This window comes from Rhizobium sp. 62_C5_N11_2 (assembly GCF_051811185.1).
In the GTDB taxonomy this organism is placed as follows: Bacteria; Pseudomonadota; Alphaproteobacteria; order Rhizobiales; family Rhizobiaceae; genus Rhizobium; species Rhizobium leguminosarum.
Window position 1 is genome coordinate 193,320 of the sequence record NZ_JBPWPW010000001.1, and the last position, 12,700, is coordinate 206,019.

The following is a 12,700-nucleotide window of genomic DNA, read 5'->3' on the forward strand; positions in this document are numbered from 1 at the left end:
ACTTGACAGCGGCCCCCATCTGTTGGAAATCTCGCATCAACGCGGGTGTAGCTCAATGGTAGAGCAGCAGCTTCCCAAGCTGAATACGAGGGTTCGATTCCCTTCACCCGCTCCAGCTCCCGCAAACTATACCTGATGCGCCTAATCCCCGAAAAACCGGATCGGCTTGTACCGACGATGCGCGATGATCAGGCTTCTGTCGGGCTGGATGATGTAGGTTTCCTCCACCTGCTGGCCGTACTGGTCGATGAAATCATGCGGAAAGGCGGAACCAACTGGTGATTTGGTGAGCTTGGTGCGCGGTTGGCCACTATAGGTGATGCTTCCCGGTATGGGTTCGAGGCCTGGGCCGCCATAGGTGACGGTGCTGCATCCGGCGAGAACGAGCGTGCCGATGAGGCCGATGATTGCAGGTTTCATGTCCATCCCTCCCAATGCCGTGAATAGTATCACTCTACGCCTTGCCGGAGAGAGTTCACGACACGAATGCCCATGCCGCTCTTCAACCCTTCGGGAAGCGTCGCCGGGGACGCCGTGATCGAGTGGTCGACGGCCACCTATGGATATTAGGGTGACAATCCCGTTCCACCAGTGGTGCACCGACGCATCCATTGCCGAAACCGGTGCCGTCTGCTAGATCGGCACCGTCGAAAAAGGCAGGATCGGTTGAGGTAAGCCCGGTCCCTTCCGCTGGAGCGTTAAGCGCTCCGGCGAAGCTCTGCTCCGTGCCATGGCACGAGAACCCGCGACGTGATCCGCATGAAGATGCGGGATCCCGGCGGCGTGCGGAGACGGCAAAAAGGCAGTCCCGGGATTTTTTTTCGAACGGAGACTGTCATGCGCCTGAACCATCTCGATTTCCACGTTCCCGATATTGCTGCCACGGCGGATTTCTTGATCCGTCATTTCGGCCTGAGACTTAAGGATATGCGCGGTCAGAACGGCCTCGCGATCCTGGAAGACGATGCCGGCCTCGAAATTGTCCTCAGCCACGCCATCGCCAAGTTCGGCACAGCCGATCAGGTGGAGATCGGGCGCCAGACCTATCACATCGGCTTCATCCTGCCTGAAAGGGCGGATGTCGATGCGGTCCATGCCGGGCTTGCGGCTGCCGGTGCTGATCTGTCCGGCCCGCCGGTCGCCATGCGCGGCGGCTGGCTATTTTATTGCACGGCGCCCGGAAACATCCTGGTCGAGATCGGCTGGCGACAGGGTTAGGTCCCCAAATAGCAAGGGCGGCCGCAGCCGCCCTTGCCAATGCCTGTTTTGACCGGCTCAGAATTCCGTCCAGTCGGGATCCTGGCTCGGCGACGTGCTGCCGCCGGCGCCGAAGGCGTTGGCGATTTTCTGGCCGAGCGCGCGGGCCGGCGAGGCGGCAGGGCGGGCGGTGCCTTCCCTAGCGACGCGGATCGGGGCTGCCCTGGCTGCCGGGCGGGCGGCAGCGCGCGGTGCGGCGGTGTGGGCCGGCGCGATCGGCGCGCTGGCGGTGAAGCCGCCGGTGCCGGTCAGCCTGAATTGGCCGAGCAGATTGTTGAGCGCTGCCGCTTCCGTTGCCAGGTTGTGGCTGGCGGCGGTGGATTCCTCGACCATCGCCGCATTCTGCTGCGTGCCCTGGTCCATGGAATTGACCGCGGTGTTGATCTCCTGCAGGCCGATCGACTGTTCGCGGGAGGCCTCGGCGATCGCGTGGACGTGCTGGTTGATCTCCTGCACCTCGGCGACGATCGCGTCGAGCGCCTTGCCGGTTTCGCCGACCAGTGAGACGCCGGTCTGCACATGCGTGCCGGAGGTGCTGATCAGCGCCTTGATCTCCTTGGCCGCCTTGGCCGAGCGCTGGGCGAGCTCGCGCACTTCCTGGGCGACGACCGCAAAACCCTTGCCGGCTTCGCCGGCACGCGCCGCTTCGACGCCCGCATTCAAAGCCAAAAGATTGGTCTGGAAGGCGATGTCGTCGATGACGCCGATGATGTTGGAGATTTCGCCCGAGGACTTCTCGATCTGCTGCATGGCGGAGACCGCCTTGCGGACGATCTCGCCCGATTTTTCAGCGCCGAGGCGGGTACGGGCGACGAGCTGGCTCGCTTCCTCGGTCCGCTTGGCGGCGTCGCGCACCGTCGTTGTGATCTCCTCCAGCGCCGCTGCCGTTTCTTCGACGGAGGCAGATTGCTGTTCCGTCCGCTGAGAAAGCTGGTCTGCGGAAGAGCGGATTTCATTGGCGCCGGCGCCGATCGCCCGGGCATTGGCGCCGACCGTATGCAGGGTTTCGTTGAGCTTCTCGACCGAGTTGTTGAAATCCGCACGCAGCGCATCGAGATGCGCGACGAAGGGTTCGTCGATATGCGAGGCGAGGTCGCCGGCGGCAAGGCGGCGCAGGCCGTCGCCGAGTGCTGCGACGGCGCGTTCCAGTTCGGATGCTTCGCGGACTTTCTGCGCTTCGCGTTCGCGGCGCTCGCTGTCGCTGACGTTGCGGTCGGCTTCGGCGCGCGCCTCGATTTGGGCCCGCTCGATCGCATTGTCACGGAAGACCAAAACGGCCTTTGCCATCTGGCCGACTTCGTCGCCGCGGTCGAGACCGCTGACATTGCTTGTTGTGTCACCCTCGGCAAGCCGGGTCATACGCTGGCGCAGCTGTGCCATCGGGCCGGCGATGCCCATCTGGGCGACGAAAACGCTGAAGCCGACGGCGGCGAGAACCGCGATGCCGATCAGCACGAAACAGAAGACGATCCGCCCGTTGACGGAAGCCGAGAGCGCGTCGCCGCCATCGTTGAGCATCGTCATCATCGCATCATTGTTGGCGATCATCTTCGGCGTCAGCGCATTGAGCTTGGCATTGATCAGGGCAACATTCGAAAGCGCGCCGGCGCTGTCCTTGGCTTTGCTCTGTTCGGTGATCTTGTTCGCCAGGGTTTCGATCTCATCGATTCCGGCCTGGATTTCATCGATCGCCGGTTTGCGGCTCGGCACCAGCGCCAGTGCCTGCTTCATGCGGTCACGCGCCTGCGGCAGCTTGCTCGGTGTGGCGAGCGCCGTCTGGAATGCCGGCGTATCGGGCTTCATGTCGGCAAGCAAGGTGACCTGCAGCACCGAGGCCACCGCCGATGCGCTGGCGCGCGCGCTCAGCATCGAGGCCTGCGCCTCATGATCGATGAAGGCGCTGTAGGCCGCATCCGCGCGGCGGAACTCGGAGATGACATAGATCAGCCCGGCCATGGTGATCAGCCCGAGCAGCGCCACGACCGATATGATTTTTGTGCGGATTTTCAGATGTTTCAGCATGGAAATGTCACCCGATTGACGGGGCGTGTTGCGCGCCCGGTGCTTTTGAAATCAATTGTTGCAGAAAAACGCTGCTTCAATATTGCGGTTTAGGGATTACGTTTGGGCTGACGCTTGCATCATGCGATCGGCTGGCGGGATCCGATGTCGTCGCGACAAATAAAGGCGATATTCTTTAATTCCGCGCTAACACCGGGCGGCGGATGACTGTGATTTTTAAGGGCTGAATTGTCGTCTCGGGTGCGTTGCCACAGCTGTCGGTCCACGCCGATGGCTGCCCACACCCTAACCCTCTCCGCGTAAAAACGGGGCGGGACGTGCCCTAGGCACGATCCGGCTCACCTCCACGCATATTCCCCACCACGCATGACTCTGATACATCTCGCCGACGCCGCAATGCTTCGCGCTTAACCCAGAGACCAAGATCACGATGATGCAATCCAAGCTGGCATCCCTGACTCTGAAGGGTTTTCTCGCGTTCGGCCTGTTTCTCGGCGTGCTTCTTTCGAATTTGGCCGCATCCGCCCAGCAGGCGTCCCCCTCGCTGCCGCTGCTCTTCGATGCACGCGAACGTCTTGCCAGGCCCGATCTCTCCTCGCTGGTGCGCTTGCGCTTCCTGACGTCGGTCGATTTCCCGCCCTTCAATTTCACCGATCAGAACGGCAAGCTCTCCGGCTTCAATGTCGACCTCGCCCGCGAAATCTGCAGCGAGCTGGAGATTTCAGACAAGTGCCAGATCCAGGCACTCCCCTTCGCCGACCTCAGGGATGCGCTCGCCGCCTCGCAGGGCGATGCCGTCATCGCCGGTTTTGCCGTGACCCCGGAGTTGCGCCGGCAATTCGTCTTTTCCAGACCTTACCTGATGCTGCCGGCGCGCTTCGTGCGCAATCTCGCCGTGCCGCTCGACGGAAAGACCGCTGCCGCCCTGTCGAAACATCCGGTCGGTGTGGTCAGAGGGACGGTGCACGAGGCAATGCTGGCAGCCTTCTTCCCGGCGATCAAGGCCGAGCCATTTGACACAAAGGACGCCCTGCTGGCGGCGCTCAAGGATCGCAAGGTCGATGCCGCCTTTGCCGATGCGCTGCAGCTTTCCTTCTGGGTCTCTTCGCCGGCCTCGGCAAAATGCTGCGCGCTGTTCGACGGTCCCTATCTCTCCGAGCAATTTCTCGGCGAGGGCATGACAATCATGCTGCGGCAGAAGGACAGTGTGCTGACATCCGCCATCGACCACGCGCTCGCCACGCTGTCGCGCAACGGCCGCCTCCAGGAAATCTATCTGCGCTACTTTCCCTACGGGCTCTATTGAAGCCGCTAAAAGACGCGAGACGCGCTTTAGCCTTTAGCCTTTGCGGAACCGGGCAATCGCACTGCGCTCGATTGCCGCGCAGGTGAGCTTGTCGAGGCCGAGCCGGTCGCGCAGCAGGCTGAGCAGCCGCAACTCCTCCGCCTTGACCGAGAGATCGGCGGATGCCACCTCGACGGCCAGCGCATAGGCCGTGTCGTAAAGTTTTGCGGGCAGGGTGTCGCGCACGGTTTCCAGCACGACGTCGAGGCCCTCCGGCCCGGCGAGCAGCGAGGCGCAGTCGCGCGCCACCGCAATCAGCTTGTCGTCATCGAAATCCCGGAAAACAGGCAGGAATCCGATCAGTTGGCCGATCCTCTCCAGTTCCCTGTCGTTCATCGTGCTGTCGACGGCGGATGCCATCACCATCACGTAGATCAGCGCATCATGGGCGGAAAGCGGCTTATTCATCTCTGATTCCTTTTTCGATCAGCCCAGATTAGGAATTGGCGACAGCCATTACAAGGGATCGGCCCGATCCGGGCTGTCCGATCGCTTGCCAAGGCTGCCGGTTCATTTGCGGCGCGGATCGTCGCCGTAAATGCCTTTTCTGGCCTGCCTGGCCGTCTCGGCGATCTCCCTAAGCGGCGAACCCGCCGCTGCTTCCGCCCAGCCGTTTTCGGCAAGCCATGAGCCGAGATCCTGTGTGCCGAGCCGGCAGGCAGTCGTCGCCGTTTCCTTCCATTCCGCACTCTCGAGGTCGCAGGTGACGCTGCGGTTGCGCAACAGCAGGCGCAGCGCCGTCTTCGCCATCATGCCGCAGGGCCATTGCCGATCCGCCGGCCCGCAAATCCTGTCGACCGGCGTCGGCACGGTGCCGGCAAGCTGAAGCCTGCGCTCGCCAAAGGAAAGGATGCCGGCATTGTCGACGGCCGGCCGTGCCAGCTCCATCGCCTTTTTCGTCGCCGGACCTCCCGTTTTCCCGGCTGCCGTCTCCGCTTGTTGCGGCAGAGCGGCCGGTTTGGATGTCACCCCGTCGCCTGGGTCTGGAGCGAGTGGGGCCGTCGGTTCGACTGAGCGAGCAATCATTTCGGCACGGTCGTCCGACATCGTCGCGGGTTCGCTGGCCTCGGGGGCCGCATCCGCTAGTGCTGTCGCCGTCTCCCCTGCGGACGCCGTCTCTTCGCCGGCCGTGCCGCCGCCAAGTCTTGCTTCGCCCGCCATCAGCAGGCCGACCACCACTACCATCCCCGTGATACCTGTAATGAAGGCGGCAGGGCGCATGGAATATCTTCCTATTGGCTGGCCCAGATGATGCGGGCGATCCAGGCGACGTCGGAAAGCTCGAGGATGCGGTTGGGATGTTCGGGATTGAGCGACATCAGCTCGATCGATCGCGGGCTCTGGCGCAGCAGCACCTTGGCCATCACCTCGCCCTCGTTTGTGCGCACGACGACGCGGTCGTTGCGGCGCACCTGCGCCCCCGGCTCGACGATCAACACATCGCCGTCGCGGTAGAGCGGCATCATGCTCTCGCCCTGCACCTCTAGTGCATAGACGCCTGATTTCTGTGCCGGGGCGGCTGGAAATTCCACCACGTCCCAGCCCTGGCCGGCCGGAAAACCGCCATCGTCGAAGAAGCCGCCGGCGCCCGCCTGCGCGAAGCCGAGCAGCGGAATGGAGCCGCCTCGCTGAGGAAATGCGCCTTCCTGCTGTCCCGAGCCGGCATCCGGCCGCATGAAGGCCATAAACTGCTCCATGCTCGCCCCTGTGGCGTCGAGCACCTTGGCGATCGATTCCGTCGAGGGCCAGCGCAGCCGCCCATCGGCGGAAAGCCGTTTCGATTTGTTGAAGGAGGTCGGGTCGAGGCCGGCGCGGCGCGCAAGTCCGGATGGCGTCAGCTCGTGCCGTTCGGCAAGCCTGTCGAGCGCTTCCCAGATCTGGTCGTGTGACAGCATGCGCGATTCCGTCGCGGCTCATTCAACGCCGCGCTCCAACCCGGCGGAATATTAACCGACCGCGCCGCCCGAGTAAAGATAGAAGAGGAATAAAATCCTGTTATCGCATGCTGCGCTCAGGCGACCATCGCCATGTTGATCTTGCCGAGCTGGATGACCGCCTGCGTCCGGCTGTCGACATCGAGTTTCAACAGGATCGCCGAGACATGCGCCTTGATCGTCGCCTCGGACACGCCGAGTTCGTAGGCAATCTGCTTGTTCAGCAGCCCCTCGCCAAGCATGGTCAGCACCCGGCTCTGCTGCGGCGTCAGCGTATGCAGGCGGTGGATCAGGTCGGCGACATCGGGATCCTGCTCCTGGCCGTCGCGATAGCTTTCCGGCGTGGCGATGTCGCCGGCAAGCACCGTCTGGATGCTGCGGCGAATATCCTCGATACCGGAGGATTTCGAAATGAAGCCGGAAGCGCCGAGTTCCAGCGCCCGGCGGATCGTCGTCGCGTCATCGGTTGCCGACACAATGACGATTGGCAGGCTGGCAAATTCTGAGCGCAGCGCCATCAAGCCGGAAAAGCCGCTGACCCCGGGCATGGCGAGGTCGAGCAGCATCAAGTCGGCGTCCGCATGGGCGCCGGCGGCCCGGCGTGCGGCAGCGAAATCGCCGGCCTCGACGATCGACTGCCGGCCTTCCATACCGATCACTGCCTGGCGCAGCGCGTCGCGGAAAAGCGGATGATCGTCCGCAATGATGATGGTCTGTTCCTGCATCGAAAACTCCCTCCCAAGAGCCCGATCATGCCTTGCATGCGACGCCATCCCTCCGCGTTGCATGCCGGCTTGCTGACATGACTATATCAGATCAGGTCTTCTGCGGAAGGGGATTGGTGTTTTCCTCAGCCTGGAACTCCTTCACCATCCCCATGAAACTCTTCATCATCCGCTCCATGATGCTGATCGAACGGTCGACCTCGGCGTCGCTCGGCAGCGCGCGCTGGGCGACATTGCCCTGTTCGAGCGCCGTCACCCGCTTTGCCAGCCGGTCGAGTTCATCCTCATAGGCCGCCCGCTCGTCGGCTGCCATCCGGCAGACGAGGGCGCCGTCCTTGTCCTGGCAGATCGACATGGCCCCGGTCTGCCGGTCGAGCCGGACGAAATGATCGCCGCTCTTCTCCAGCTGGAAGCGGCCGGCATCGGGTTCGGCCGCCGCGGCCGCCAACGGCATGAGAAAAACGCCAAGCGTCAGAATCAAAACCTTCATCGTCTCATCCTCCGGATTTTGCTTGTGGCGGTCCCGTTTTTCGCGCCGGGGCGTGGACATCGCCGCCTCTTTCCGGCAAAGCCCTCGTGACCAAGGAACAGCCCATCGTGAGGCCATGATGACCCTGACACCGACCCTTTACAAGATCGTGACGGAAACGCTCTGGCAGCAAGCCAGACAAACCGGCATTTTTCATGGCGCCGGCATCGATCTCCAAGATGGCTTCATCCATTTCTCGACGGCGGACCAGGTGAAGCAGACCGCTGCCCTGCACTTTGCCGGCCAGTCCGGCCTGCTACTGATTGCCGTCGATGGCCGCGGCTTTGGCGACAAGCTGGTCTTTGAGCCCTCGCGCGGCGGCGATCTCTTCCCACATCTCTACGCCGACCTGCCGCTTGCAACCGTGCTATGGGAGGCGCCTCTGCCGCTCGACGAAGCCGGCGCCCATATTTTCCCGGAGCTGCAGCCATGATCGATCCCTTCAAGCGTCTCGCCCGCAAGGGTCTCTTCCTGTTCGATCCGGAAACGGCGCACGGCATGTCGATCGCCGCCTTGAAATCCGGCCTCGTGCCCGCCTGCCAGCTCACGCCCGATCCGCGCCTGCGCCAGACCGTTGCCGGCCTTACCTTCGAAAATCCGCTCGGCATGGCCGCAGGCTACGACAAGAATGCCGAGGTGCCGGAGGCGCTGCTGAAGCTCGGCTTCGGCTTCACCGAGATCGGCACGGTGACGCCGAAGCCGCAATCCGGCAATCCGCGCCCGCGCATCTTCCGCCTGGTGGAGGATGAAGGCGTCATCAACCGTCTCGGCTTCAACAATGAAGGCCATGATGCCGCCTTCGGGCGCCTCGCCGCGCTAAGCGGCGGTGGCATGATCGGCGTCAATATCGGCGCCAACAAGGACAGCGAGGACCGCATCGCCGATTATGTCGCCGGCATCCGCCGCTTTTATTCCGTCGCACGCTATTTCACCGCCAACATCTCCTCGCCGAACACCCCCGGCCTGCGCGACCTGCAGGGGCGCGAAAGCCTTGCGGTACTGCTGTCATCAGTGCTTGCGGCGCGCGATGAGATGACGGCGACATCCGGCCGGAAGATCCCGGTCTTTCTGAAGATCGCGCCTGATCTGACCGAGGAAGGCATGGACGATATCGCCGCGGAAGTGCTCTCGCATGCGCTCGACGGCCTGATCGTCTCCAACACCACGCTGTCGCGCGATGGCCTCAAGGATCAGCGCCAGGCGAAGGAGGCGGGCGGCCTTTCCGGCGTGCCGCTATTCGAAAAGTCGACGGCCGTGCTCGCCAGGATGCGCAAGCGCGTCGGCCCTGATCTGCCGATCATCGGCGTCGGTGGCGTCTCCTCGGCCGAGACGGCGCTGGAGAAGATCAGGGCGGGTGCCGATCTGGTCCAGCTCTATTCCTGTATGGTCTATGAAGGCCCCGGCTTGGCCGGCGATATCGTCCGCGGCCTCTCGAAACTGCTGGACCGCGAAAAAGCCGCCTCGATCCGCGACCTGCGCGATACCCGGCTGGATTATTGGGCGGCGCGGAAGGTCTGATCGGCCCGCGACCGCACCAGCATCGCCAGGAAGAAACCGCGGAAGAGCAGGAAGGCGTTCATACCAAGCCACAGGCCGTGATTGCCGAAGAGCGGAACGAAGACCGCGAGCATCAAGAGATAGCCGGCAAAAGATATCAGCATCCGGTTGCGCATGTCGGCCGACCACGTGGCGCCGATGAAGACCCCGTCCATCACGAAGGCGAGCGCGCCGGTCAGTCCCGTCACCGCCGCCCAGGGCAGATAGGTTTCTGCCGCCTGCCGTACCTCGGGTGAGGTCGTCAGCACCGAGATCAGCCAGGGTCCGGCGAGGAAGAAGAAGGCGGAGCCGAGCGCCGCCAGTCCGAAGGACCACAAGGTCGTCAGCTTCAGCCCGCGGTCGAAGGCCGGCCGGTAGCGCGCGCCGATTGCCCGGCCAATGATCTGTTCGGCGGCATTGGCAAGCCCGTCGAGATAATAGCCTGATAGCAGGAAGAAATTCATCACCACGGCATTGGCGGCAAGCGTCACCGCGCCGAAGCTGGTTCCGATCCGCGTCATGATGGTGAAGGCGCCGATCAGCACGAAGGTGCGGATCAGGATGTCGCGGTTGAGCGCGAAAAGCTCGGCCAGCCGGTGCCGGGAAAAGACCTCGGACCATGCCGGCCGCGCTGCCTTGCCGAAGCCGCGCAGTACGATGGCAAGCCCTGCGAGCGTGCCGACGGTTTCGCCGGCCATCGTTCCCCAGGCGACCCCCGCCACGCCCCAATCGAGCGTCAGGCCGAGATAGATCGAAAGCAGGATGTTGATGCCGTTGATGATGGCCTGCAGCAGCAGTCCGATATTGCCCTGTCCGCGCCCGAGCACGAAGCCGAGGATGGCGTAATTCGCCAGCGCCGCCGGTGCTGCCAGCATGCGGATCGAGAAATAGGTGCCGGTTGCCTCGGCGATCGCTCCTTCCGCCCCCATCAACCTCAACCCCGCCGCCATCAGCAGCGGCGAAAGACAGAGCAGCGCCAGTCCGCAGCCGAGCGCCGAAATCATCGCCCTGGAGAAGACCGCCTGCTGCTCGTGCTGATCCCGCCGGCCATAGGCCTGCGCCGTCAGGCCTGTGGTCGAAGCGCGCAGGAAGTTGAAGCTGCCGAGGATCAGATCGAAGAGCATGGCGCCGATCGCCAGCCCGGCCAGCGCTTCCGCATTGCCCATACGGCCGACCACGGCGGTGTTCGTCAGCCCGAGCAGCGGCGTCGTCATGAAGCCGAGCGTCATCGGAATGGCGATCGCTAGCACCAGCCGGTGCGTCACGTCAAAAGCAAGCGCGTTGTGATTGCTGCGTGTATCCATGCCGGCCTCGTCGCGGCAGCGCCAAGCGTCGTTAGACGCGCAAAAGACGCTGCATCACTTGAACTGCTGCAGGCGGAATCACCTCAGCTGGAAAGCACCATGGCCCAATAGGGCAGGTTCCTGGAAGATGTATTATGGGCGACGGCGACGCCAAGGCCGTCATAACGTCCGAGCATGTTTTCCAGGTGATGCGGCGAGTTGATCCAGGCCGTCACCACGGCATCGACGCTCTGCTGGCCGGAGGCGATGTTTTCGGCCGCCGGTAGCCGCACGCCGCTCGCCTTGACGCGCGCGCCGAAACTGTCGGTCATCCCCATCAGATGTGCCATCTTGCCGGCGCTCGCCATGCGTTTCGCCTGGAACAGGGCGGCAGTGCTCGCCGCCGGATCGGCGGCAAGCGGCGGCAGGCCGTGCTTCGCCCGCAACTGGTTGACGAGCGGCAGCACGCTCGCCGTCTCGTCCTCGCCGTCGGAAGGCGTGCCGGCCATCCGCGGGGTCGTGGTGCAACCGGCGATGCCGGCGGCGAGTGCAAGTCCGGAAAGGCGCAGCAGACCACGCCTGGAAAGATCGATGGATGTCATGTTACCGGCGGTAGCTGAAAAGACGAAGGATGACGAAGAGCGGGATGACGATCGTCGCGCCGAGGATGAGATAGTCGCCGACGCGCCCGAGGGCCGAGAAGCCCCGATGCCAGATTTCCAGGACGAAGTCGCGGACGCCATCGATGATGCTCCACGGCGTCAGGCCGAAGACGGTCATGACGAAACCGACGATCAGCGACACCACGACAAGCTTTATCAATGTACGGCCGATTGAATCGCCGAGGAACCTGTTCGCCTGATCGGACATAAGCCATCTCCTGTTTGCCCTTGGAATAAGGTCGCGGCGTGCCGCCCGCAAGCCCTTTCCGGAATTGGCCGCTTCGCCACTGAAATAGGACTTGAGTTTTTTTGTGGCCGCCGCCAAATGCGGGCCAACCAATTAGGTCCATTGATGCAGCCCCACCAGCTTTCCTCAGGCGACGTTATCGCCGACCGCCGCGCCGATTATGCCAGGATGCTTGAAGAAGGCGGCGAGCCGGAAGCGGCCGCTGAGCTGATGGAACAGGCCCTCGAACTCGTGCCCGCCTGGGCCGCCGGCTGGTATCGCCTCGCCACCTATCGCGAAAAGGCGGGCAGGGGCGAAGCCGCGATCGAGGCCTATCGCAAGACGCTTGCCCTCGATCCCGACGACATGTTCGGTGCCGCCCTCAAGCTCGCCCTTCTCGGCGACGGTTCGGTGCCCGACCGGCCGCCGAGCCGCTATGTCGAGCGCCTCTTCGACGACTATGCCGACCGTTTCGAATCAGCACTGGTCGACAAGCTCGACTACAACGTCCCGCAGAAGCTCGCAGCGCTCGTCGCCTCCACCGGCAGGCGCTACGAACACGCCGTCGATCTTGGCTGCGGTACCGGTCTGCTTGGCCCGGAGATCCGCGCCAATGTCGACCGCCTTGAAGGCTTCGACCTCTCGCAGAACATGCTCGCGAAGGCCGCCGAGAAACGGGTCTATGACAGTCTTGCCCAGGCCGATCTCTCGCTCGCGCCCGAGCTCTCCGGCGTCTTTGCGGATGCCCCGCGCCATCGCGCCGATCTGGTGACGGCAGCCGATGTGCTGATGTATCTCGGCAATCTCGAGAGCGTCTTTGCCATCGTCGGAGAACTCGCTGCATCAGGCGCCGATATCGCCTTTTCCGTCGAGGATGCAGGGGACGGCGAGGGCTTTCATCTCGCCCCGTCGCTGCGTTACGCCCATTCGGAAAGCTATGTCAGGATGCTTCTTGCCCGTCACGGCTTGCAAATCCTTGCGACCGTCAAGTCGGTCATTCGCAAAGATGGCGGAAAACCGGTTTCCGGCATTCTGTTCCTTACGCGCAAACCAGAGTGAGCGAACATTTCTTGCGATTTTTTAATAGGTCAGCATTGCTTACCTATTTCGCTTGATCGGAAGACCGAAAAACCCGATACTGTGCCGCATCTGCAGAGATGCCCGGCAATTATCGCCGAGGC

15 protein-coding genes and 1 tRNA gene are annotated in these 12,700 nt (G+C 63.2%); 6 read left to right on the forward strand and 10 right to left on the reverse strand.

The annotated features are described in order from the left end of the window. The first annotated feature begins 41 nt into the window (after nt 1-41). Nucleotides 42-115: transfer RNA gene (locus AB8B31_RS01020), tRNA-Gly, on the forward strand. A gap of 26 nt (nt 116-141) precedes the next feature. On the opposite strand, the gene AB8B31_RS01025 is transcribed toward AB8B31_RS01020, so the two are convergent. Next, nucleotides 142-420, reverse strand: coding sequence for a hypothetical protein (locus tag AB8B31_RS01025; RefSeq protein WP_028731565.1), 279 nt, complete (start codon nt 418-420; stop codon nt 142-144). 417 nt (nt 421-837) lie between these two features. Here AB8B31_RS01025 and AB8B31_RS01030 point away from each other — a divergent pair, with 417 nt between their 5' ends. Next, complete coding sequence (locus AB8B31_RS01030) at nt 838-1,218, forward strand: VOC family protein (protein ID WP_047617079.1); 381 nt, start codon at nt 838-840, stop codon at nt 1,216-1,218. A 57-nt stretch (nt 1,219-1,275) separates the two neighbouring features. Here AB8B31_RS01030 and AB8B31_RS01035 read toward each other — a convergent pair whose 3' ends face one another. Beyond that, nucleotides 1,276-3,279: a methyl-accepting chemotaxis protein gene (locus tag AB8B31_RS01035; protein ID WP_065275819.1), complete on the reverse strand. Its 2,004-nt coding sequence runs from the start codon at nt 3,277-3,279 to the stop codon at nt 1,276-1,278. Between the two features lie 430 nt (nt 3,280-3,709). Here AB8B31_RS01035 and AB8B31_RS01040 point away from each other — a divergent pair, with 430 nt between their 5' ends. Further along, entirely contained in the window at nt 3,710-4,585 is an 876-nt protein-coding gene (locus tag AB8B31_RS01040; protein ID WP_065275818.1) for a transporter substrate-binding domain-containing protein, read from the forward strand. A gap of 33 nt (nt 4,586-4,618) precedes the next feature. On the opposite strand, the gene AB8B31_RS01045 is transcribed toward AB8B31_RS01040, so the two are convergent. From AB8B31_RS01045 to AB8B31_RS01065, 5 genes are all read right to left on the reverse strand, one after another. Next, complete coding sequence (locus AB8B31_RS01045) at nt 4,619-5,032, reverse strand: tellurite resistance TerB family protein (RefSeq protein WP_018072434.1); 414 nt, start codon at nt 5,030-5,032, stop codon at nt 4,619-4,621. Nucleotides 5,033-5,134: 102 nt separating this feature from the next. After that, nucleotides 5,135-5,845 (reverse strand): thermonuclease family protein, encoded by a 711-nt coding sequence (locus AB8B31_RS01050; RefSeq protein WP_065275817.1) that lies wholly within the window; start codon nt 5,843-5,845, stop codon nt 5,135-5,137. A gap of 11 nt (nt 5,846-5,856) precedes the next feature. Continuing rightward, a complete protein-coding gene (locus tag AB8B31_RS01055) occupies nt 5,857-6,519 on the reverse strand; it encodes a S24 family peptidase (RefSeq protein ID WP_018244658.1) in 663 nt (220 codons plus the stop codon). Between the two features lie 116 nt (nt 6,520-6,635). After that, nucleotides 6,636-7,283, reverse strand: coding sequence for a response regulator (locus AB8B31_RS01060; protein ID WP_003545225.1), 648 nt, complete (start codon nt 7,281-7,283; stop codon nt 6,636-6,638). Between the two features lie 91 nt (nt 7,284-7,374). Further along, the gene (locus tag AB8B31_RS01065; protein ID WP_047617687.1) at nt 7,375-7,773 is read right to left on the reverse strand and encodes a hypothetical protein; all 399 of its coding nucleotides are present in this window, start codon (nt 7,771-7,773) and stop codon (nt 7,375-7,377) included. 118 nt (nt 7,774-7,891) lie between these two features. On the opposite strand from AB8B31_RS01065, the gene AB8B31_RS01070 reads away from it, so the two are divergent. Both AB8B31_RS01070 and AB8B31_RS01075 read left to right on the forward strand, forming a co-directional pair. Then, nucleotides 7,892-8,245, forward strand: a complete 354-nt coding sequence (locus AB8B31_RS01070) for a DUF952 domain-containing protein (protein WP_047617685.1) — start codon at nt 7,892-7,894, stop codon at nt 8,243-8,245. Continuing rightward, nucleotides 8,242-9,330, forward strand: a complete 1,089-nt coding sequence (locus tag AB8B31_RS01075) for a quinone-dependent dihydroorotate dehydrogenase (RefSeq protein WP_065275816.1) — start codon at nt 8,242-8,244, stop codon at nt 9,328-9,330. The genes AB8B31_RS01070 and AB8B31_RS01075 overlap by 4 nt, the downstream gene beginning before the upstream one ends. Here AB8B31_RS01075 and AB8B31_RS01080 read toward each other — a convergent pair. The 3 genes from AB8B31_RS01080 to AB8B31_RS01090 all read right to left on the reverse strand — a co-directional run bounded on the left by AB8B31_RS01080 (nt 9,306) and on the right by AB8B31_RS01090 (nt 11,501). Next, a complete protein-coding gene (locus AB8B31_RS01080) occupies nt 9,306-10,652 on the reverse strand; it encodes an MATE family efflux transporter (RefSeq protein ID WP_028731557.1) in 1,347 nt (448 codons plus the stop codon). The genes AB8B31_RS01075 and AB8B31_RS01080 overlap by 25 nt on opposite strands. Before the next feature lie 83 nt (nt 10,653-10,735). Next, the gene (locus AB8B31_RS01085) at nt 10,736-11,233 is read right to left on the reverse strand and encodes a CAP domain-containing protein (RefSeq protein WP_018244663.1); all 498 of its coding nucleotides are present in this window, start codon (nt 11,231-11,233) and stop codon (nt 10,736-10,738) included. Between the two features lies 1 nt (nt 11,234). Further along, nucleotides 11,235-11,501: a DUF6460 domain-containing protein gene (locus tag AB8B31_RS01090; RefSeq protein ID WP_028731556.1), complete on the reverse strand. Its 267-nt coding sequence runs from the start codon at nt 11,499-11,501 to the stop codon at nt 11,235-11,237. Nucleotides 11,502-11,645: 144 nt separating this feature from the next. On the opposite strand from AB8B31_RS01090, the gene AB8B31_RS01095 reads away from it, so the two are divergent. Then, nucleotides 11,646-12,578 (forward strand): class I SAM-dependent DNA methyltransferase, encoded by a 933-nt coding sequence (locus tag AB8B31_RS01095; RefSeq protein WP_028731555.1) that lies wholly within the window; start codon nt 11,646-11,648, stop codon nt 12,576-12,578. Nucleotides 12,579-12,700: the final 122 nt, after the last annotated feature.

Excerpts from the sequence above, each read along its gene's own strand:
- AB8B31_RS01075 (WP_065275816.1), top strand. The coding sequence starts at position 8,242 with ATGATCGATCCCTTCAAGCGTCTCGCCCGCAAGGGTCTCTTCCTGTTC.
- AB8B31_RS01030 (WP_047617079.1), top strand. The coding sequence starts at position 838 with ATGCGCCTGAACCATCTCGATTTCCACGTTCCCGATATTGCTGCCACG.
- AB8B31_RS01055 (WP_018244658.1), bottom strand. The coding sequence starts at position 6,519 with ATGCTGTCACACGACCAGATCTGGGAAGCGCTCGACAGGCTTGCCGAA.
- AB8B31_RS01040 (WP_065275818.1), top strand. The coding sequence starts at position 3,710 with ATGATGCAATCCAAGCTGGCATCCCTGACTCTGAAGGGTTTTCTCGCG.
- AB8B31_RS01060 (WP_003545225.1), bottom strand. The coding sequence starts at position 7,283 with ATGCAGGAACAGACCATCATCATTGCGGACGATCATCCGCTTTTCCGC.
- AB8B31_RS01070 (WP_047617685.1), top strand. The coding sequence starts at position 7,892 with ATGACCCTGACACCGACCCTTTACAAGATCGTGACGGAAACGCTCTGG.
- AB8B31_RS01025 (WP_028731565.1), bottom strand. The coding sequence starts at position 420 with ATGAAACCTGCAATCATCGGCCTCATCGGCACGCTCGTTCTCGCCGGA.
- AB8B31_RS01085 (WP_018244663.1), bottom strand. The coding sequence starts at position 11,233 with ATGACATCCATCGATCTTTCCAGGCGTGGTCTGCTGCGCCTTTCCGGA.
- AB8B31_RS01045 (WP_018072434.1), bottom strand. The coding sequence starts at position 5,032 with ATGAATAAGCCGCTTTCCGCCCATGATGCGCTGATCTACGTGATGGTG.
- AB8B31_RS01090 (WP_028731556.1), bottom strand. The coding sequence starts at position 11,501 with ATGTCCGATCAGGCGAACAGGTTCCTCGGCGATTCAATCGGCCGTACA.
- AB8B31_RS01095 (WP_028731555.1), top strand. The coding sequence starts at position 11,646 with ATGCAGCCCCACCAGCTTTCCTCAGGCGACGTTATCGCCGACCGCCGC.
- AB8B31_RS01065 (WP_047617687.1), bottom strand. The coding sequence starts at position 7,773 with ATGAAGGTTTTGATTCTGACGCTTGGCGTTTTTCTCATGCCGTTGGCG.
- AB8B31_RS01050 (WP_065275817.1), bottom strand. The coding sequence starts at position 5,845 with ATGCGCCCTGCCGCCTTCATTACAGGTATCACGGGGATGGTAGTGGTG.
- AB8B31_RS01035 (WP_065275819.1), bottom strand. The coding sequence starts at position 3,279 with ATGCTGAAACATCTGAAAATCCGCACAAAAATCATATCGGTCGTGGCG.
- AB8B31_RS01080 (WP_028731557.1), bottom strand. The coding sequence starts at position 10,652 with ATGGATACACGCAGCAATCACAACGCGCTTGCTTTTGACGTGACGCAC.